The 20,580-nt window shown below is 55.6% G+C and carries 13 protein-coding genes and 1 pseudogene; 5 read left to right on the plus strand and 9 right to left on the minus strand.

The window, feature by feature from the left end; all coding sequences use genetic code 11:
- Positions 1 to 372 precede the first annotated feature (372 nt).
- A complete protein-coding gene (locus C464_RS12810; RefSeq protein WP_049911160.1) occupies positions 373 to 885 on the minus strand; it encodes a metal-dependent hydrolase in 513 nt (170 codons plus the stop codon).
- A gap of 154 nt (positions 886 to 1,039) precedes the next feature.
- Positions 1,040 to 2,011: a phosphoadenosine phosphosulfate reductase family protein gene (locus C464_RS12815; RefSeq protein ID WP_006114169.1), complete on the minus strand. Its 972-nt coding sequence runs from the start codon at positions 2,009 to 2,011 to the stop codon at positions 1,040 to 1,042.
- Between the two features lie 135 nt (positions 2,012 to 2,146).
- Between C464_RS12815 and C464_RS12820 the strand changes: the two genes are divergently transcribed.
- Positions 2,147 to 3,490 carry an alkaline phosphatase family protein gene (locus C464_RS12820; RefSeq protein ID WP_006114170.1) on the plus strand — a complete coding sequence of 448 codons (1,344 nt, stop codon included), beginning with the start codon at positions 2,147 to 2,149 and terminating at the stop codon, positions 3,488 to 3,490.
- A gap of 354 nt (positions 3,491 to 3,844) precedes the next feature.
- Here C464_RS12820 and C464_RS12825 read toward each other — a convergent pair whose 3' ends face one another.
- The 3 genes from C464_RS12825 to C464_RS12835 form a co-directional block, all read right to left on the minus strand.
- A complete protein-coding gene (locus C464_RS12825; protein ID WP_006114171.1) occupies positions 3,845 to 4,144 on the minus strand; it encodes a type II toxin-antitoxin system RelE family toxin in 300 nt (99 codons plus the stop codon).
- A 10-nt stretch (positions 4,145 to 4,154) separates the two neighbouring features.
- Positions 4,155 to 4,427, minus strand: a complete 273-nt coding sequence (locus C464_RS12830) for a ribbon-helix-helix domain-containing protein (RefSeq protein ID WP_006114172.1) — start codon at positions 4,425 to 4,427, stop codon at positions 4,155 to 4,157.
- 820 nt (positions 4,428 to 5,247) lie between these two features.
- Positions 5,248 to 9,150, minus strand: coding sequence for a glycoside hydrolase family 97 catalytic domain-containing protein (locus tag C464_RS12835; protein ID WP_152420949.1), 3,903 nt, complete (start codon positions 9,148 to 9,150; stop codon positions 5,248 to 5,250).
- Positions 9,151 to 9,268: 118 nt separating this feature from the next.
- On the opposite strand from C464_RS12835, the gene C464_RS12840 reads away from it, so the two are divergent.
- On the plus strand, positions 9,269 to 10,558 hold the full coding sequence (locus tag C464_RS12840; protein WP_006114174.1) for an alkaline phosphatase family protein: 1,290 nt from the start codon (positions 9,269 to 9,271) through the stop codon (positions 10,556 to 10,558).
- A gap of 115 nt (positions 10,559 to 10,673) precedes the next feature.
- On the opposite strand, the gene C464_RS18575 is transcribed toward C464_RS12840, so the two are convergent.
- From C464_RS18575 to C464_RS12850, 3 genes and pseudogenes are all read right to left on the minus strand, one after another.
- Positions 10,674 to 10,931 (minus strand): hypothetical protein, encoded by a 258-nt coding sequence (locus tag C464_RS18575; protein ID WP_152420950.1) that lies wholly within the window; start codon positions 10,929 to 10,931, stop codon positions 10,674 to 10,676.
- Entirely contained in the window at positions 10,931 to 12,628 is a 1,698-nt protein-coding gene (locus C464_RS12845; RefSeq protein WP_049911161.1) for a sugar-transfer associated ATP-grasp domain-containing protein, read from the minus strand. The genes C464_RS18575 and C464_RS12845 overlap by 1 nt, the downstream gene beginning before the upstream one ends.
- Before the next feature lie 323 nt (positions 12,629 to 12,951).
- Positions 12,952 to 14,136: pseudogene (locus tag C464_RS12850) on the minus strand (orc1/cdc6 family replication initiation protein).
- Between the two features lie 623 nt (positions 14,137 to 14,759).
- Here C464_RS12850 and C464_RS18580 point away from each other — a divergent pair.
- From C464_RS18580 to C464_RS12855, 3 genes are all read left to right on the plus strand, one after another.
- Positions 14,760 to 15,641, plus strand: coding sequence for a hypothetical protein (locus C464_RS18580; protein ID WP_152420951.1), 882 nt, complete (start codon positions 14,760 to 14,762; stop codon positions 15,639 to 15,641).
- Between the two features lie 47 nt (positions 15,642 to 15,688).
- Positions 15,689 to 16,498, plus strand: coding sequence for a hypothetical protein (locus tag C464_RS18585; protein ID WP_152420952.1), 810 nt, complete (start codon positions 15,689 to 15,691; stop codon positions 16,496 to 16,498).
- A 696-nt stretch (positions 16,499 to 17,194) separates the two neighbouring features.
- Entirely contained in the window at positions 17,195 to 18,244 is a 1,050-nt protein-coding gene (locus C464_RS12855) for a hypothetical protein (protein WP_152420953.1), read from the plus strand.
- A gap of 105 nt (positions 18,245 to 18,349) precedes the next feature.
- On the opposite strand, the gene C464_RS18590 is transcribed toward C464_RS12855, so the two are convergent.
- The gene (locus C464_RS18590) at positions 18,350 to 20,353 is read right to left on the minus strand and encodes a hypothetical protein (RefSeq protein WP_006114177.1); all 2,004 of its coding nucleotides are present in this window, start codon (positions 20,351 to 20,353) and stop codon (positions 18,350 to 18,352) included.
- Positions 20,354 to 20,580 lie beyond the last annotated feature (227 nt).

Genomic DNA, 20,580 nt, shown 5'->3' on the forward strand with positions numbered 1-20,580 from the left:
GGCCTTCGGAGGCGGCCTCGCCGCCGCTAATGAGACAATATCCGAAACACCAACACGGTGAACGCGAATGCCAGAAGCGTTCGTCTGTGCCTGTTCGTCGAGCAAGCCCAAAGGTAACTCCAAGTCCACTGACGTGTCAGCGACTCCCTGCTGGCAAAAACAACAGCTGGGAGTCAACGGCATTGAGGATAGGAGTAACGGCGGTTTGGCACCGCCAGTCAGCCACCGTTTCGTGATGGGTTAAACGAGTTCCCGAAGAAGAAACTGGACTCATGGTTGCGAACCTGAAACTCCCACCGCTCGGGATTCCTCCGCCTTCAGGCGGAGGAGGATGTCAATCTCTGCTCTATCAGTCAGTCGTTGTCACACACCTCACGTTGGCTTCTGGACTTGCCGCGCAACGTCGCGCATCACAATAATGAGCGTTGCCCCTATTACGACCGTGGAGAACGCGGTCCAGAGGCGCACGTTGATTCCGTTGACACCCGCCCAGAACGGCACAGTGGGCCGCTGTTGCGCCGCAACGAACGGCCACAGCAGGTCCGATGGAATCTGGCCGGCGAACAGGCGCCGGTACGTGTCGCCAAGCAGGTGTGACAGGTACGCAACCACGAACGCGCCAGCAACGCGTGGTCGCTCTGTGTACAACCCGTACGCGAGTACGCCACCAGCAATCGGGAGCGCGAACGGCAGCGAATGGATGAAGACGCGACCGCTGGGGAGGACGCCGAACTGGTGTGCGAGCGGTTTGTCCACAAGGTCCGGAAATTGACTGCCAACCACGGTCACAAACATCACCGCGCGTGTTGGTAGGCGTCGGTCGCGAACCGCGACGTACGCCACTACTGGGAGGAGGGCAACGAGCAGATGCTCGTGGGGGAACACGTTCGTATTTCGTGGACAGGACCAAAGAACGTTCTCACCATCAATCTCGTAGTCACCAGTAGAAGATACCAGGCCGTCAACCTGTGCTAGACCGCTCTACTGGGTACAATAGCGTCAGAATATTATCAGTGAAGAGTGAGAGGCGGACGCTCGCCTACATATACCCGAGGTCGCGCAGCCGCTCCATCAGGTCCTCTTTGTCTTGAGCACGCCCGGCACGCTCGGTCGTTCCCTCAAGATCCTGAAGCCACGCGGGCTCCTCGGTCGTCTTGTCCGTACTCACTTCACTCCCGAGCGAGCGGAACCCGGCGAAGTACTTCGGCGAGATCGGAACGTCCTCTTGGGTGACCCCCTCGGGGAGGTCGTCGTCGGCCTGTGGGACGTACCCCTCCTCCGGGAACGCCTCGATGGTGTCAGGAACGACAAAGTTCCAGAAGGCATCCCAGACATCCGCCTCAGCAAACTGGAGGATGGGTTGAATACGGTCGTGCGGCGGGAACAGATCCGGATCATGCCGCGGCGAGAAGAACGTCTCGTCGGCACGGGCCTCCTGTTCGTCCCACCGCACACCCGAAATCACGCCGTCAATATCGTACTCTTCGAGGGCGTCGTTGAGCGCGACCGTCTTGAGCAGGTGGTTGCCGACGTACGTATCTAACAGGAACGGGAACGAATCCTCCTCGAACTCGAGGATCTCTCGGATATGGTGCTGGTTGTGCTCAGAGAGCGCGTCGACGGGGATGTCATCGCCCGGTTCGAGCCCATGCGCATCAACGTAGTCACCCACGTCCTCGTTGCGTGCGTACACCAGCTCAATGTCCCACTCGTCGGCCCAGTGTTCGACGAAGTCGGTAATCGAATCGAAGTGCTGGAAGTGGTCAATGAACACCGCAGTGGGCTTCTCGTAGTCGTACTTTTCGGCAACCTGATTAATGAAGTACAGCGTCAGCGTGGAGTCTTTGCCGCCCGTCCACATCACCGCCGGATTGTCGTACTCCTCTAACCCCTTGCGGGTAACCTCGACCGCCTTCTCGAGTTTGTGCTGGATCGACGGGTAGTCGTCCGGGTCTTCGCCTTCGCCGTCAGTGTAGTCGACGTCGACGCTCGCCGGGAAGTTATCGCTCATACATCGAAATTGTCTGTGAACGAACTAATATGGCTTCTGAATTTCGTCTCCGGAATTCGACATGCGTTAACACGCATCGTACCAGTAGACACGTTAGAACACAACCGATATGTCGGCAGATACACATCCACAGGTATGGGCCTGTTCGATCGGTTACGCGGCGATGACGATGAGCGTGTTGTGTTCCTTGGGATTGATGGTGTTCCATTGAATCTCGTCCAGGATCATCCTGACGTCTTCGAGAACCTAACTGACATCAAAAACACTGGCTCAGGCGGCCGCTTAGAGAGCATTGTGCCACCCGAGTCTAGTGCGTGTTGGCCGAGTCTCACCACCGGCGTGAATCCTGGCGCCACCGGTGTGTACGGCTTTCAAGACCGCGAGGTTGACTCGTATGAGACGTACGTCCCCCTTGGCCGCCACGTGAAGGCGACACGGTTGTGGGATCGTGTTACTGACGCCGGCCGGGATGCGACCGTACTCAACGTGCCTGTCACGTTCCCGCCATCAACCCGGATCCAGCGGATGGCGTCTGGCTTTCTCTCCCCTGATCTGGAGTCGGCCACCAGCGATGAGTCACTTCGCCGCACACTCGAGGAGTTCGACTACCAGACCGACGTCAACGCGAAACTCGGCCATGACGACGATAAAACCGAGTTTATCGAGAACGCCCACGCTACCCTCGACGCTCGGTACGAGGCGTTTGTCCACTACCTCGAGCAGGATGACTGGGATCTCTTCTTCGGTGTCTTCATGAGTACTGACCGGGTGAACCACTTCCTGTTCGGTGACTACGCGACGGACGGCGAGTACAACGCAGAGTTCCTCGAGTTCTACCGAACCCTCGACGAATACATCGGCGAGATCCGTGACTCACTCGACGACAACACCACGCTGATTGTCGCTTCCGATCACGGGTTCACCCACCTGGAGTGGGAAGTGAACTGTAACCAGTTCCTCGCCGAGGAAGGGTGGCTCTCGTATGAAGCCGATGACCATGATGCCCTTACCGATATCGGCGAAGACGCCCGAGCGTACTCGCTGATCCCCGGCCGCTTCTATCTCAACCTCGAGGGGCGCGAGCCAAACGGGGTTGTGTCCCAGTCGGAGTACGAGGCGACACGCGAGGAGCTCATCGCCGATCTCGAGTCGCTCACTGGTCCGGGCGGACAGCAGGTGTGTAAGCGAATCGTGAAAGGTGAAGACGCCTTTGATGGCCCGCACGACGACATCGCGCCCGATCTCGTCGTCATCCCCGCAAATGGCTTCGATTTGAAGTCTGGGTTCTCCGGGAAAGAAGCGGTGTTTACCGAGGGGCCGCGCAACGGGATGCACAAGTTCGAGAACTCGCTGCTGTACACCACAGAACCCGGCCTCAACTTGGATGGCGCGAACCTGTTTGATGTGACGCCAACTATTCTGGACCTTCTGGATGTCGATACAGACGTCACGTTCGACGGGACGAGCCTACTGGGGTAACCCTATTACCTGCCTTGCGGTCGCTGTTGTCTGGCACTCTTCGTTTGGTTGTCTCCACGCTGCTAACTGTGAGTGCGAGTGTTTAGAATTGTGACTATGGCACGAGTAAACGTTGTCGACCTCTGATTTGATGGTTTCCCATAGCGGCGGCGTGATGTTGTTGGCCGGGTTTCGGGTCGGGAGAGCCGTGTACCCCCACGGATCATCCCGGCGATTGTCGGGTAACTTCCTCTCGGCTTCTCTGTACCGACGTGAAATCTCCCCCTTCTGCTCCACCGCTCGTGGATTTCACCCTTCGACTCGGGATCTCGGTCGGTGTCATCATCTTTCTCCTTCGCCACAGTTTGTCACCACCTACGCATCGTCTCTCCACGAGCCCCACACCTCTCGATACTTCCCGAGTTCACGGTACTCCTTCTTCCGTTCGAAGGCGTCGATGGCGTACATCACCTCGTTGTCCTTGTCCCAGTCGATCAGGACGCGGAAGTCACCAACACGAAGCTTGTAGCCGGGGTGGTTCTTCAGCCGGTCAAGAAAGTGGTCGGGGAAGTCGCCGATGTCCTCCAACTTGTTGATGATCCGCTCGGCGTCCTCGGTCTCAAGTTGCTCCAACGTTTCGACCAACGTCTCCGTCAGAACGACTTCGTGGGCCACCGTTCAGCCCTCAGTCGTCGATATCGAGGCGTTCACGGGCCTCGTCCGCGGACATCGTCCGACCCGCTGCGACGTCCGCGTAGCCCTCTGAAACGCTTTCCTGTGCGCCGGGCGTCAGAATCGGCTCCGTGGTGTCGCGCAGCACCTCACGGATGAACTCCGAACGGTTGGTGTACTCCAACTCCTCGGCCAGTTCGTCGATTTCTTCGAGAAGTCGCTTCGGCACCTTCACGTTGAGTTTGACCATGTCCCCATCGCCGTTGTCTTCCGTGTCCGTGCTCATACTGTGTGGTACGTGGGTGGTACTCAAAGAACTGTCGCTCAGTCGTTTCGCGCATTGCCAACCAGTTCGTAGAGACCACTCTCATGAATCTTTTCGACGTGTCCGGCAGCGACAAGAACGTTCAGACGGTTGTGGATTGTCTGTTTCGACAGACCCGTCTAATCCACGAGAACGGCAGGCGTACACCGCCCCCTTTTGAGTTCATCGAGGATCTCTCGGTCGCTCTCTATCAATTCGTCCGCCTCGATCTTTGTTGCGGTCTTGACATTCTCCTGCGCCTGAAGACGCAGGAATCCCGAGCGGTGGGAGTTTCAGGTTCGCAACCATATCTCTGCCACTTAACGGGAACCCGTTTAACCCAGCCGTCGTGAACAGCGGCTGACTGGCGGTGCCAAACCGCCGTTACTCCTATCCTCGGCGTCATTCGACTCCCATCTGTTGTTTTTGCCAGCAGGGGGCTAAACGTCGCTTCGACGGACTCAGAGTTACCTTAGTGCTTGCTCAACCAACAGGCACAAGCCGAACGTTTCAGCGTTCGTGTTCACCGTGTTGGCGTTTCGGATACTGTCTCATTAGTGGCGGATAGACCGCCTCCAAAGGCCGCTCGGAATCGCTCCGTTCTGACCTGACCTTACCCTCTGCTACGAAGTGACAAGACTTGAAACTACGGATTGGAAACTCTGTAATTCCACCGAACGTGGTTAGTTTAGCGTAGTGTCGGATTCATCCTGCGGCTAAAGCCGCAGGTATTCTCCTTGATTTCGTACAACAGTTGTTATAAATACGATTTCTTCATTCATCATATTAGTTGTGAGAGAAGTCAGAAGCTGACAAACGGAAGTATTGCTTTCGCGTTTTCATCGTAGGAAAGCGCTTCAGCTTGACTCACACCCACGGGAGTGATCAAGTCGATCACCCGTGGAGCGTTGCCGGAGGCCCCCTCACGGGCTCCACCGAAAGTGAACGCCCCAGGATTCCCCACTTGTACGTCGCGGAATGAGCCGAAGTTCTCAGAGCCAACTACTGGAATAACTTCTGTGTTTGTGAGATCAATATCCAGACTGTCTTTGTCCACGATTAGTGTAACCGTGTTGGCAGTGCGATCGACCGCAATTTCCGGGGTGCCGAGGTTTGACCCCTCGGCGTTTATGACATCCCGCTTGAAGAAGTCAGATGCCCTCCCGAGGCCGCTAGCAGCGACTCGGTAATGCCACTCGTCGGCGAACTCTACGTTTACTCCCAAGTCGTCGCGTGAAGTTTTGCTTCCGTTAGCGAGTGACGGGTCGCGGAGCCATAGGGTGAAGATCTGCGGCGAGAAGTACTCTACGTCGAAGCCATTCTGTAAGCTTTCAACCTCAAAGGTGAACTCATAACTACTATCCGACTCGGTCAGCGTGAACTGCCGCAGGTCGAAGGCGCCATCGTTGAACGCGCTGTCAGTCGGGTACGTGTATGAACCGGGGCCGTAATCATCACCCACCGGATCGTCGAACTCAGTCTCGATGCCACTCGGGGGATCAGCGGGTCGGATACGCATCGCAGTCCCGCCGCTGGCTCCCATCGAGATAGCGACTGTGTCACCTGCTGAGACGCGATAATTGCTAATGTCGATTTCTGTCGGATTACGCTCCACGCCGGTCCCGGCGGCGTCGGCATACTCCGTCACCATCCACCCATTCTCCCGGCTGGTGAGGAATTCTTCGAGCGAGACTGTCAACTCTCGCGCGTTCTCGTCAGTCATCGCACCGAGGAACCATTCCTCACCACTGCGTCTAGCGACGATAATATACTCCCCGATGGCGGCGTCTACGACAGTCGTCTCGTCCCAGTTCGTGGGGACCTGTTTAATGAATTCAAACTCTGGTTCGGTATCGTAATTTTCTTTTTCAGTGTCCTTGCTCTCGAAGTCCGTGTACGCCGCAGGGAACGGGGGAGCACTACCCTGCTCGGTGACACCGATGGTGTTGAGATTGAGACCCCCAACATCGTCTGCGCCGAGTTTTATCGCTACCGTGTTGTCACCGGCTTCGAGATCGACCGAAACCGTGTGAATAGCCCAGTCATCCCAGTACTCAGTGAATGCCGGTGTGAGTTGTTGTTCGGATCCGCTGACCTCCAGTGTGAGTTCCGGATTCCCGTTCCTGGTAACTACGTCCCGGTTATCCTCTTCATCACTCGCGTATCGAAGGTGGAGATCGTAGGTTCCAGCCTCAGCGACATTCTTTATCCTGAACGCTACTGTCGCGCCTCGTGGTTCGCGGTTGGGATCTATGGGGACATAATGAGCACCGTAGGCATTGCGCCACTGATCAGCGGTGATCATACCGTTTAGGGCTCCGGCCTGTGCCTGAACAAACTCGCCGATCTCGAACGTGTTATCGATATACGCTTCGATGCGATCGGCAGCCATCTGGAGACCGGCTAGATACGCCGGATACATCGCTAACTGCTTCGCTCGAGTTGTCTGGATCTGCCCACCTTCGTCATCGTTGAATGTAATGTCAAAGATACCGGGCTGGTAACTCGTGGGGCCGGCGAGCATCCGGGTGAACGGAAGGGTAACGTGATGATCTCGTCCGACGTCCGCACCGAGCGCGCCGAACCCGTCATACTCCTGTGCTTTCACGACTTCCCGCGCAGCGACGTTGGGGTACGTCCGGATTTCACCAGTTGGTTTGATCCCCTCGTGGATCTCCAACATCTGGCGGTTCGCAGCGGCGGCTTGGATAACACTCCGGTGGTGGTTCACCGCACGCTGAGAGTGGTGGGTATACGTCGCCTCCTCATCGGCTTCTTCATCGTACAAGCCCGGGTCGTTGACATAGCCGTTCTTGATCGACCGAATCCCAGCCGCCTCGTACTCTGCGAATATGTTTTTATTTTCGATCTCGTCTTCGTAGTTGCCGAGATTCCCCGACGTCTCATTGTGCATGGTCATCTCGACAGCGTTCGAGAGATCGGCTCCGAACTGAGTGACCTCGTTCACATCAAAGTCCGGATACGAGTCATCAACACCAAGCTCGAGCGCTGCTCCATCGGCACCGGCACCATAGGTACTCCACCCCTCATTCCATCCTTCCGCGAGAACACTGTCGATGCCGTGCTCGCTCGCGAATCGCATATACCGTTTCATCCGCTCCGTCCGCGCGCCGTGGATGTACGAAGCAGGATTGTTACCATTGCCGGATATCTCACCATCGCTCTTATACTCCCAGTTGGCGCTTCCAGCGATCATCGTCCACCAGATACCGACGTACTTCCGACCGTCTTCAAGCCACGACGTGTCACCACCACTCGGGAACGCTGCCTTGTCGAGGGGGTCTGCTAGCAAGGGGATGAGTTGAGACTCTACAAGGTCTCCCGGCGTGTCCCCGATCTGGAGCGTTCGCCATGGGGTCACGTGGGGAGCCGAAGCCTTCACTGATGACCCGTCTGGAAGCGGCGCGAGCTCCGCCGCAAATCGTGGACTCCCTGCGCTAGATTGAGACGCCAGCGACAGGGACGCGTAATCGGTGAGATTCGATTCGTGAACGCTCAGATACGGCCCATCACCGCCAGTATCGATCGTCAGCGGCGTGTGTGCACCGCGTTGCACTGAGTTCCCAAGCGGCCGCGTAGATCCGGCTCCTGACGGAATGTCACTCAACGAGCTCGTCTCGTACTCCTGTTCGAACCTCGGATTTACCCACTCGTTTTCGATCCACCACGCGTCATAATCACCGGCGAAATTAAACTCCGTGTTCTCTGAGTTAATAATGAAGTCCCCAAATTCGTCACCCAACAGCACGCGGAACCCAAGCCCGCTGTTGAAGACACGCATCTCAAGGCTCGCTGTGCGGCCGTCTTCTGTTGTCTCCTCGTCTGTTATCTCTTGTAGATTGAGCGTGAGATAATTGTACTCCTCCTCGACAGAGGCGAAATCGCCCCACTCTGGTGTCCACGATTCTGTTGCAGTCCCACGCTCACCGCCAATAACAGCAATATCTGGTCCACTGCCGCTAATGTCTGTCCCGAACGCCTCTTGATCATTGAAGTTGAACCCAATTGGCGACGACTCCAGGTACGTCGTTCCTTCATAGCTGACAGTATAGCTGGGGACTCCCGAAGAGACCTCGACAGACATATCGATAGATCCGTCCGGGGAACTGACCGTCTGCGTATCGAGATCTCCTTCAATCGCGTTCGCATCGTCCGGCTTCTCGACATCAGCGTGAATGGTCACCGGAAGCGTCTGCTCGGCCGTAACGGATTCTGTATCGATATAGACGCCAATTGATTGGCTTTCGCCGACAGCTAACGTGGGCACGTCGCCCTCGCTGTTACGAAGCCGCTCATCCTGATTGCCTCCTCGATAAAAGTAGATGGAATCTGAATCAAAGGGTGTGTCACTGAAATCGAGAGTCCCCCAGGTGTAGATCGTCTGTGTTCCTTGATTTGTGATCTCAAAGACGTCATCAAACACGTACACGGAGTCGGGGCCTAACCCTTGACCACCAGAATCTGTGTCACTGAAATCAAGTCCAAGCTGACCGGTATCTGTTACTGTTGCGTATTCACCGTTCGGCCCGCTAGACGGTGCCAATCTGAGGAATGCATCCGCATCCCCCGCAACTTGAACACTAACATCTCGATTTGCTGTGACACTACTGAATGCACCAGTCCCGACGGCACTAGCGCCAGCGGCGCCGCCGAGCAACATGAGGAGTTGGCGTCGGTTCACCATGGTTGTTCAACCGATGCCCAATGACGGAATCGAACCGTCGGATCGTGGCTGAGAACCACAGACCACACCTGTGTGGGTGATACGCCATCGTGAAAATGTAACTGACTACACATCTGAGATGATAACTGAGCTATTTTTCCTCTCGTATCGCGTAAAGAGCCTTACTTATATGATCTTTGAAACTATATCATGTAGAACCCGGTGGGTTGACTATAAGTTCGAGAACTCGCTGCTGTACACCACAAAACCCGACCTTGATCTGAACGATGCGAACCTCTTCGATGTGACGCCGACGCTTCTCGACCTGATGGATGTCGACACCTATGAGACGTACGTCCCGCTCGGCCGCCACGTGAAGGCGACGCGGCTATGGGATCGTGTTACTGACGCCGGCCGGGATGCGACCGTACTCAACGTCCCTGTCACGTTCCCGCCGTCGAGCTGGATCCAGCGGATGGCCTCCGGCTTCCTCTCGCCGGACCTGAAGTCCGCGGCGAGCGACGAGTCGCTTCGCGAGACGCTCGACGGCTTCGACTACCGCATCGATGTCAACGCAAAACCCGGTCACGACGACGACAAAACAGAATTCATCGAGAACGCTCACGCAACACTGGACGCCCGGTATGAGACGTTCTCGCACTATCTTGAGCAAGACGATTGGGACCTCTTCTTCGGCGTCTTCATGAGTACGGATCGGGTGAACCACTTCCTGTTTGGCGACTACGCAACGGACGGTGAGTACGCCGATGAGTTCCTCGAGTTCTACCGGACGCTTTATCAGTACATCGGCGAGGTCCGTAACTCCCTCGACGACAACACGACGCTGATCGTCGCCTCCGATCATGGGTTCACCCACCTAGAATGGGAAGTGAACTGTAACCAGTTCCTCGCTGAGGAGGGGTGGCTCTCCTACGAAACTGCGGATCACGACTCCCTCACAGACATCGACAACGAGGCGCGCGCATACTCACTTATTCCCGGGCGCTTTTATCTCAACATGGAGGGTCGCGAACGCAATGGTGTTGTGCCCCAGTCCGAGTACGAAGCGACACGCGAGGAGCTCATCGCCGATCTCGAGTCGCTTACTGGTCCGGACGGCCAGCAGGTGTGTAAGCGAATCGTGAAAGGTGAAGACGCCTTTGACGGCCCACACGACGATATTGCGCCTGACCTTGTCGTCATCCCTGCGAACGGCTTCGATCTGAAGTCTGGATTCTCGAGCAAAGAGCCAGTGCTCACCAAGGGCCCGCGCAACGGGATACACAAGTTCGAAAACTCACTGTTGTACACCACGGAACCGGGCCTCAATTTACGTGAGGCCAACCTCTTCGATGTGACGCCAACTATTCTGGATCTCCTCGACGTCGACGCTGATGCCGCCTTCGACGGCGCAAGCCTTCTCGGATGACTGTGCGTCAAAGCTGACTGCTGCTGCTCTCGTGACTACCCAACATGAATCGCTGGGCGTTTGTTGTCCCTACAGGCGGAGCAGGCCGAGCCTCAAGGCTTGATTTTGAGACAGTTCAGGGTGATTCATTATCTCCCATAATCCCATAGAACTGTGCAACACGGTAGGCTGTAAAGGCGATGAACACGATTGGTGTCGAAATAAAGAATAGCAAAATCACCTCTTCACGGGTGAGCAATCCTGTGACCGCATTTCTGTTGAGACCCGGCAATCCCGCGAGGACGATTGGGACTAATAACAATATACTGAACATTAACGCAGCCGTCAATCGTGTGTACGGCCACGGTTTGTCGTCACCATCTGTCGATGACATTAGGCCTTCACCTCCTGACGGATGTCGCTATCTGCCGAGGAATGGCTAACTGTATCCCAATCTTGGATCGCCCACCGCTGAGCGCGCTGGACGCGGCCGGCCGCAGATTGGAATTGGCCGGGCTCGCCGTGTGCTTCGGCGTAGCGAAGGCGGCGGAGCAGGCCGTCCATATTCGCGTTTTGGATGCCCAAGCCAGGGCGTCGATTCACCTCAAGAACCATCGGGCCATTACTTTCATCAAACACAATATCAACGCCAGCGAATCCAAGCCCGCTGGAAATCGCTGCGCGAGAGGCCATTGTGAGGACAGCGTCCCAGTCTGGAATGGCGAATTCAAGATCAGCCCCGGTATCGGGATGCGACTCGATGAATGTCCCGCGAGTCTGCTGATAGCCACCGGAGGCTTCACCGGTTACAATGTCGATCGCGACAGCAATCGCACCGGTATGGATGTTGGCGGTCCCGTTTGACTCTTCCGTGGGAAGCCGAACCATCGACATCACAGGGAACCCTTGAAGCGTGATGACGCGAAGGTCGGGCACTCCACCCGTTGTTCGGTCCGCAAGCATCCCATCGGGTGTAATAAAGCCCTCTACAAGCGCCTCTCGCCGAGCACCGTAGTCACCAACGCCACCAACACAGATATTCCGCGCATGAGCCACAACCTCATCAGCGGTCAACTGTCCACGGTTCGTGAGAAATGTATCTGTCGCGTCGTCTCGCCCCCGAACAATCAGGATGTCGCGGCCGCCATACCCATCAAGTGGCTTGATAGCGAATTTTTCTTTGGTTTCCATCAGCGTCCGTAGCTCAGCAAAATCGGATTCATCTTGCGCGATGAGATAGGTTGCCGTTGTAGGGATTGACAGCCCGTGGAGCGTCTTCTTCATATCTCCTTTGTTGAACTGACTCATGATCGATGACGGATTGTACTTGTGAATGAACTCTCGATTTCGGACCCGCATCGTCAGGATGTCACTGGTGTTTCCGTTCCCAAGCGAGCGCCGGAGCTCTCTGAATCGGAGGTATTCGCCAAGCCGGGTGTCTGTGAGGGTTCCGAGGGCAATATTGACAGCAACGAGTGCGACCCAAAGCTCTGGTGAGTGAATGATGAGCCTGATGAGCGGTTCGAAGGTAATGATCATGAACGCAGCAGTGATTCCAACAAGGGTCGCAGCAAGACGCCGTGTCGCGGGTACCCACCCAGTTTCGGTGAGACTCCCAACAAACCGCTCGGCGTACCACGTTGTCAACACGACCGGGAAGAGAATGATCGCTTGAAGCGACGGGATGTCTTGGAGTTGCCCAGCAGCCTCGATAACGAACAAGCCAATCGCTGCGACGACAAGCAGTGACGCCACACGGTGAGGCGTTCCAAGATTCAAATCACTAATCGCAATACGAGCAAGGGTCGTGAGAATAAATATATACGCGATAACGAGAAATCCCCAAAATGGTCCAACAACGATCCAAGAAAAAGCCAGAATGACTGGCCCGAATACACCAAACGTACTCATTCCAATTTCATTCCGAAGGACAGCAATGACTGTCCCAGCAATCATCAATTGGAAGGCAAAGTCGAGATCTTCGGCTACGGGAACAAACAATGCTGAATTGCTTCGTAGAAACACGGCAACAACAGCTAATCCGAACAGCAGCACCAAGCTTGGAAGGTGCTGTTTAAAATTCAGATCCATGCGTTCTCTCCAAATGGCTTCCACAGTATTCTCTGGCTACTTTCTCTACCGTCAGATGACACGGCAGGCAAAAAGCAGTCACTTTGAGTCCACGTAATATACATTCCTTACTGTCATGACACGCCCGAGAATCTTAAACTAACCTCTTATATACACTTGATTTGGAGGAGCTTACCAGCAGCTTCGACTCTGTTAGTGTCTGAAAACTGCGGCTTCTGGTTCTTCTCGCGGGGCGTCTACAGGCGACCCAGATACTCCCACCCCACTGCTTCCGCTGTTAGCACAGAGCGACCTATACTCAACTCCCCCTCGCGGTCGATAGTTCACGCCGATTCTAACAACGTTGACAATCCGCTTCGAACCGCCGACACGGACTGCGCTAGTTCATGTTCGTTGTACTTGCCACCGCCTTTTCCACGATTGTACTCCGTCACCTCGGTGATCCCCAGTTGTGCTAATTCGCCCAAGTAGTCACGGACCGATCGCTCTGAGACCGGACTCACCCCTTCCGAATGGGCCATTGTCCGGTACGTCTCGACAACTTCGCGCGTTCGGACCGGCGTCTCGCCGCGTTCGTGGAGGCGTGTGAGCGCATATAAGACGAGTTGGCCGTGCTGAGAGTAGTTCTGGATCCCTTCGACAACCTGATCAGTCTGAACGCGCTCACGAGCCTGTTGAACGTGTGATTCTGTTACGATGTCGGACCCGCTCTCGCGGGCGACGTCACCGGCCTCCAAGAGGAGATCCAAGGCTTTCCGTGCGTCACCAGAGTCTTTTGCGCCGTAGGCCGCACACATCGCAATCACGCCATCTTCGAGCACACCATCCTGAAATGCGACGCGCTCGCGCTGTTCGAGGACAAGTCGGAGTTCGTCGGCATCGTACGCGCTGAAAGAGACCTCCTTTTCACAGAGCGACGACTGAACCTTAGAGGACAACTGTGTCCGGAAGTCTAGGTCGTTTGAGATACCGATGACACCAAGCTTCGCCTCACTCACGTCTCCATTTGAACGCGCACGCGATAGCTTATACAACAGTGAGTCGTCACCAATGTGGTCGACTTCGTCGAGAACAATGAGTACTGTTCCCTCACGTGAATCAAGCTCGTCAAAGAGGAACTCGTAGACACTCGCCTGTGGATAGCCTGTGTTAGATATCTGGCGTCCTGGTTCACGAAGCTCATTGACCAACTTGACAGCGGCTTGGTATGACGTGTTGAGCCCGTCACAGTTGATCTCAATTGTTGTGAGCTTGAGTTCCGATACGTCAGTTGCGTCCCGCTCAAGCGTACGGAGCAGATAGCGCGTAGCCGCAGTCTTGCCCACACCGCTCTTTCCTTAGAGAAAGACGTTTGAGGGAGTCTCGTTGTTGATGACCGGCTGGAGGGCTGCGTGGTACCGAGTCAGCTCTTTGTCGCGCCCGACAAGGCTATTTGGCGTCCACTCTTCAAGGAGCGCTTCTCGGTTCTCAAAGATAGAGTCGTTTGGAGTAAACGAGAAGTCATCCATACATTTGGCATTCGCTACTTATATATAAAACAATCACTTCCGTTGTTTCCGCTGTTTGGTGTCTACACCGTTCGCTCTTGACTCCGCCGTCTATTTTCCGTGTTGGAGCCGTGCTCTGTTAGCGCATTCTGGGTAACAAGGTGCTAGACCCGGTGTTCTGTACTAACAGCGGAACCGACGGGGTAGATGGAGTGAGTAAACCACCCTGTCTGGTGTCGTATAACAGCGGAACCGACGGGGTGGGTGGGGTGAGTAAACCACCCTGTCTGGTGTCGTATAACAGCGGAACCGACGGGGTGGGTGGGATGAGTAACCCTTTCTCCGTACTGTGTGTGAACAGCGGAAGCGGTGGGGTAATAGCTCACATGATATCACGCGTATCGAGCACGATGGATGCCATACGGCTGCTCGTTGCTCCCCCGAGATAGGATGTACAACGCGTGCTCATTCTACACTAACAGCGGAACCACCGGGGAGAGTGCTCTCTGCTATTCTCGGGCCTCGGCATCTATCTTACCGAAGTGCGAGGAGAAAGCCCCGTGCTTTAGCGCTGGGAGGATGTCGACAAACGATCGAACGCCCAGCACCGATCGATTTATTAAATACGCTGACAGGTACTGCGTATGCGCTCGTGGTTGTCGACGGAGTCCTCACAGGATTCTTTTGAACTGACGCTTTCCCAGCAGCAACTATCCAACCTAATTTCGCCACTGACGGCAGCTGCTGAGACGGCTGTCCTTGAGGTGCGCAATGATGAGCTCACAGTCCATGCGATCGATACAAAACGGGTTCGGGCAGTCACAACCACGCTTCCTGCTGCGTCCTGTCACCAGTATACAGGTACTCCCTGCCAGTTGGCGTTCGACCCCACAGTAATGGACGCCGCAATGAGCGGTGCGACAGCAAGCTCTCCGGGGTCGGCTGAGGTGACACTGTCATATCCCGGTGATGAGGGGGCGCTCAGCATTGTTTCGCAGTCGATCACCCAAACACAGCCTGTCGAACCAGACCCCGAACAAGCGCTGCCAACACAAACGGCGTGGCCGGAAAGTGCTACTGTTCACCACCAATCGAACACACTTGCTGCTGTGTGTGAGTATTTCACAACAGTTACCGAAATGGTCTCGATTGCGTATGATGTCTCCGAATCCGCGTTCCGGATTGAGAGTGTTCCCCGTTCAGCCGAGGAGAGTACAACTGAAACCGCAACAGCAGTGTATGAACGCTCGGCTACCGATTTACCTGGAGAAACAACCGCAGTATCCGCCAGCGCGACGTTCTACACGTCAGTACTACATGAGGCCGTTGCTACCATTCCTGAAAATATCCGCGTCAGTATCGATATTGTCCCGGATCATCCGCTCCGGCTGAGGTGGGTGCCCTCAGCGACGGCCCAGACGGAAGTTGATGTGGAGGCGGCGACGCTGATTGCGCCGTGTGACGTTACTGCGGAGGAAGAAGCGGAGGCCACATTCGGCTGGATCCGTCGCAGTTTGTTGAGTTAATGTGACAAATATTAACAGTTATGTGAGTCGACGTGAACCAACGTGGCATGGTCCCTGTATTCGCCCACGCCCTCTGTGGAGCAGCGCTGCTTCTCGTTTTTGTCTGGCCAGTGATGTTCCGGTATGAACTCGGTCCACGCACCATCCTTTGGCTCATCCCAATCGGTGGTATCTGGGGAAGCCTGCCAGAGCTGTACGCGCTTGGTTCACGCGCAGTTGGCAGTACACCAACCGTACACGACTCCCGATGGATGGAGCTGTTTGGACTCTACTATACCGTTGATCAGATGCTCGCACGTATTCACGTGTGGATCGTTATTGGCCTGGCGTTTGTCGCTCTTCTGGTAGCTGTGGCTGGCGTATGGATAGCGACGTATCTCGCTCAGATTGATGGTGTCGCAAAACATCCCATTGAACGCCTCTGCGTGGTTTGTCCCGCGGCACTCTGCTGTGCTGTATTGGCAACCGCCGCGTTGATGATTGTCCTCCGGATCCAACAAGGGTTCTTTACGGTGGGCAGCTTGATCGGAGTGCCAACCCAGTTCGCTGGTTGGGCAGTTGTTGGCGCTATCGGCATTGGTGCTGGTCCCTTACTCGCGGGTGGGATTGAGCTCACTATCCCCTCTTCATGCTGGCGGACATGGCGGCCGGCCGCGGCGGTCGGTGCTACAAGTGGTACCGCCGTGTGGGCTGGCATTGTTGTGGTCGCAGTTCCAGTTGTTACTCGGCAAACAGTCCCATCACTGTACGCTGGGTCACTTACTGGATGGGTCCTGTATGGTGTAGTCTTCGGTGGGTACTACTGGCTGATGCGATCGCCGTTCACGGCGGTTGCGAATGTGGGCCACCCCGGCTGATGTATTCACAAAAACACTGTTGTGGTGTCAGACGGCGGTTGCGTGGAGGCTGAGGATAATCTGTTGTTGTCTGCGACGTTGTTGTACTGACCCAAAGTTCCTCCCGGATCATTGAGCGGGTCTACAGGCGGTTCAAGACGAGTGCCTCGGGGCTTGACCCCGAGGGTGAAGCCGACCAATAGTTTTACACACACCGGCCTTGGAATAATTGATACAGTCACAGAACCCTCAAATACAGATTAAAGATCTTAATCTAATGCTGACTGAGACAGTTATGGAAATGTGGTACCTCTCAAAACTCGCGTCTCCGACGCAGTGAGACAGGTACTATCGGGCGGGGTGGAGCCGCCGACCCTCACGGACGCAATCGGGCTTTCGGGTGTTACTTCCAGCCGACCTCGAAAGAGGGAGGTCGAGGGGAATTAAATTCGCCTGCGGGTGTAGTGCTGAACCCTAAACGGTGAAGCCTCGGGACTTGTCCCCGAGGTACTTCACTCTGCTTTTGTTGTACGTCAGTGTCACAGCGGTCAGGTCCAAACTGTTTGACGAGTCACCGAGTTTGACCTCGGCGCGTTCACTGTCTCTCCGGGTTCTCTCAATACGAGGTTTCCGCTGCTTAGAGCAGAAATACCGCGTCCTCACGGGCAGAGAGAAGTTGGCGATAGAAATAAACCGTACGTACTTCACGACCCCACCATGTCAAGAAACTTTGACGCAGAAGATGAGAAAAATCTCATTGAATATATTGCCACACTGTGTGGCTTCTCTCGTCTCTCAACAACTCTCCCTGGACGGGATATTTACCCACCGTATCTCTTCGTTGGGGCGTTCAGTGTCTTGGATCTGGCCGTTCTCCAAGTCTACGTACACCTTACCGGTGGAACGCATATCCTGCTTGAAACTCCAAACACCGCCGCCGGGTATGTGGCAGTATTCTTAGGAGTGGTTGGAGTTCAGTACATGTCTCGTGGCTACGAGAACGCACTTGCTGCGCTCCGGGCACAGGATCGCATTGATCGGACCGAAATCGACCAGTTTCGGCGGATATTCAGTTGGCGAACAAAGGTTATTGTCTATATCTGCGCTGTTGTCGTGTTGTACGCAAATACGGTTTTTAACGTCGGCGTCCCAAACCGAGTAACAGCGATCAATTTTCTCTTCACTTGGGAGTTCGTGTTCCTCCCGGTCATCGTTGAGTTCGCGTTCACCTATTACGGCATCCACTTTCTATTACCACGGCGGATCAAAACGACCGATTTCAATCTGTTCTTTTATGATCCGCGCAATATGGGTGGGTTTGCCGCGGTTGGTCAGTTGCTGAAGCGGTCGTACTATATCTATACCGCTGGGCTGCTCCTCTTTTTCTTGCTCGTTTACGGGCCAGTACTGCTTTCGGTGGACGGATACGTGCCTGGCCTGTTTGAGTTGGCCTTCTTTTCAACAGCGTGGCTTGTTGGCCTGCTTTCGATTGGGTATTCAATGTACACTATTCACCAGCTGATGTCTGACAAAAAAGAGCGGCGTATTCGTGAAATTGAAACTGAGATCCATCAAGCAATTGAGAATCCGTACGACATTAACAACTCGAACGTCGTCAACCCAGACAAATTAGACGACGCGCGGCGACGCCTCAAGCAAGTCCGAAACACGCGGGTGTACCCAGCAACGTTCACAATGTGGAGCCAAATTGCGATCAGCGTGCTCCTCCCGCAACTCCTCCAGCTCACGGTTCAACTGGCGCTGTAGCACACTTTACGTCGGTTTCCAGACATCCTAGTGTACATCACCTGCTAGGTGTCAGATCTGCCTGGCTGCTCTGTGAGTTAGGCACACGTTCCACCCTCAGCCGAACTACGTATCGGAATCGCCAGCAAGAGATGGTAACATCTCGACGACCGTGCGGGCGGTTTCTGTAGATACCGACTCGGGCGCGAACATCGCTTGCTCGTAGGCTGTCGTCAGTTGATACACCTGTGAGGAATCAGAACGATCCAGTGCTTCCCATCGATCGTATACCTCCCAGTGTGTCTCCGGGAGATCTGCGTCGGGTGGTGTGGCTCGAGCCCTGAACGCAGCGTACGCAAACCGGACCGCAGCATCCGGATTCCCCGCGTCAAGCGTAGTCCGGGCACGCTCGATAAAATCACTCGATGTACTGTCCGACGCGCTAGCCACAGCGGCTGCGGGGGCCCCTGTCGAGGAGCCTTCTCTCGGTGTGGCTGCGGGCTGTGCCGAACTGTTTCCGCCTGTCACCCGACTCCAGAGTTGTCCCCAGACCGTTCCGTTTCGCCACCAGACCAGCGTGAGCCCGCTGATAACCAACAGCGTAACTGCCCCACCGACGAGTGTTGAGCGACCAAACGGACTCATCGACGAGACAGGGAGGGTCTGTTCTGCGGTACTTGCTTCGAGGCTACTCCCAGTAGGCGCAAACTGAACGGTGAGTGTTCGAGCCTCCTCAGGGATGGTAGCACGATCGAGAGTCGTCCGGTATGCGCCCGTCGCGTCTGTCTCGACGGTCGCAACCGGTGTATCCGCGAATTGAAGTTGTACTGACCGGTCAGCAAGCGGCTCGCCGCCCTCGGTTGTGAGTGTGCCAGCAATCGAAACGTTCTGGTCGTCGGCCTCGGTTTGGTCCAGCTCAACTGTCAGCACAGTCGGCGTTGACGTAACGGAGAATGGAATCGTTGTGGTGGACGATTCAAGAATGAACTGGTCAGCCGCAAGCCCAACGCGGAGCTCCCGCTCGCCGGCAGAAACCTGTTCGGGAAGCGGTGTGTGAAGCGTAAAACTCCCATTGGCTGTTGTCTCTGTCCGTGCCAGTTGCGCTCCAGCAATCTGTAGCGTGACCGGCACGCCGGCAGGCAACCGAGCCTCCCCCGCGGTGGTGGTGACGTACCCAGCGACGTGGACTGGATCTGTAAAGCCAGCTCTTGTGGTTGCGTTCGTCACCGTAATCGAGGTGGCTGGCTGCCCACGGATAGCGACGTTTGCTATCGCCGTACTCGATAGATATGGGGAAGCCGGAGCTGGCGTGTATGTTGCCGTGAGCGTTGACGCATTTGGCGCCACGACAAGCGGCTGATACGCGGCCGTATACATGCCATTTGCGTCAGTTTGGGTTGTGATTGTATCTGCCCCAACCCCAACGCGGATCGTGGCGTTTGTGATCGCTGTTCCGTTAGCAGCCGTTAGCTGGCCACTTACTGTTGTTTGCTCTGTGGCTGACAGGTTTGATCGTGCTGGTCGAACGGTCAGGTTTGTGTTGGTGAACTCACGGCTCGCGACGGCACCCGCTGCTCGCGCGAGACGTTGTTGACTCGTGTTGAGCGCGTCTTGTGCGGCGGCAAAATCTAGATTGGTTTGTGTTTCGAGTGCGTTGTACTGCTGGGTGAGCGTTGTCGTGCTCTGATTCAACTCGCTCGCGTTCTGGACAATGTTTCTGGCGAGTGCCCGCGCTTGCTCCTCATTCCCGTTTTCAACGGCCGCCTGATAAGCGGCGGCCGTCTGGTTGAGTTGCTCAGCTGACGCAATGATCTCCAGTTGCTGTTCGCGTGTAAGATTAAACTGTTCTGCGGCCTCTGCTAATTCAGTCTCGTCCGCGACAGCGGCATACTGTTCTAAGAGGACATCATACTCGTCGCCGATGAGCGCACGGCCCTGCTCATAGTCTTCGTTGCTGGTGGCAAGCGCACTGGCGTTAAGTCGAGACCCAAGCTGCCGGGCAAGGTAGATACCAACCTGCCGGCTGTCGCCGCTTTCTGTGACTTCTGTTGGGTTCTGATGTGATGGCGTCGTATTTGTGGCCGTCGAATTGAGTGGCTCTGGAGCGGGTGTTGTCGCACTTACACCCATTGTAACGCCACTCACAAGGATGATTGCGGCTACGACAAGTGCGAGACGACGCGTACGAGCCGACACAGTTGGTGTCTGATGGGGACGATAATAAAAAGCGCGACGACAGCCGCTCAACAGGCAGCCGACAACGAGACTGGATTTTAGAGTCACGGAGAGCCGCGATCTAGCACACGGAGTCTCCCACGAGCGAATCCGGAATAGGTGGAGAAGCCAAGTTTCAATTT

Origin of the sequence: Halorubrum coriense DSM 10284, assembly GCF_000337035.1 — an archaeon.
Lineage (GTDB): Archaea > Halobacteriota > Halobacteria > Halobacteriales > Haloferacaceae > Halorubrum > Halorubrum coriense.

Bases quoted from the DNA above. Each gene is read 5' to 3' on its own strand.
- C464_RS12845 (WP_049911161.1), bottom strand. From the start codon at position 12,628: ATGGATCTGAATTTTAAACAGCACCTTCCAAGCTTGGTGCTGCTGTTC.
- C464_RS12830 (WP_006114172.1), bottom strand. From the start codon at position 4,427: ATGAGCACGGACACGGAAGACAACGGCGATGGGGACATGGTCAAACTC.
- C464_RS12820 (WP_006114170.1), top strand. From the start codon at position 2,147: ATGGGCCTGTTCGATCGGTTACGCGGCGATGACGATGAGCGTGTTGTG.
- C464_RS12815 (WP_006114169.1), bottom strand. From the start codon at position 2,011: ATGAGCGATAACTTCCCGGCGAGCGTCGACGTCGACTACACTGACGGC.
- C464_RS18585 (WP_152420952.1), top strand. From the start codon at position 15,689: ATGGTCCCTGTATTCGCCCACGCCCTCTGTGGAGCAGCGCTGCTTCTC.
- C464_RS18590 (WP_006114177.1), bottom strand. From the start codon at position 20,353: ATGGGTGTAAGTGCGACAACACCCGCTCCAGAGCCACTCAATTCGACG.
- C464_RS12840 (WP_006114174.1), top strand. From the start codon at position 9,269: ATGATAACTGAGCTATTTTTCCTCTCGTATCGCGTAAAGAGCCTTACT.
- C464_RS12855 (WP_152420953.1), top strand. From the start codon at position 17,195: ATGTCAAGAAACTTTGACGCAGAAGATGAGAAAAATCTCATTGAATAT.
- C464_RS18575 (WP_152420950.1), bottom strand. From the start codon at position 10,931: ATGTCATCGACAGATGGTGACGACAAACCGTGGCCGTACACACGATTG.
- C464_RS12835 (WP_152420949.1), bottom strand. From the start codon at position 9,150: ATGGTGAACCGACGCCAACTCCTCATGTTGCTCGGCGGCGCCGCTGGC.
- C464_RS18580 (WP_152420951.1), top strand. From the start codon at position 14,760: ATGCGCTCGTGGTTGTCGACGGAGTCCTCACAGGATTCTTTTGAACTG.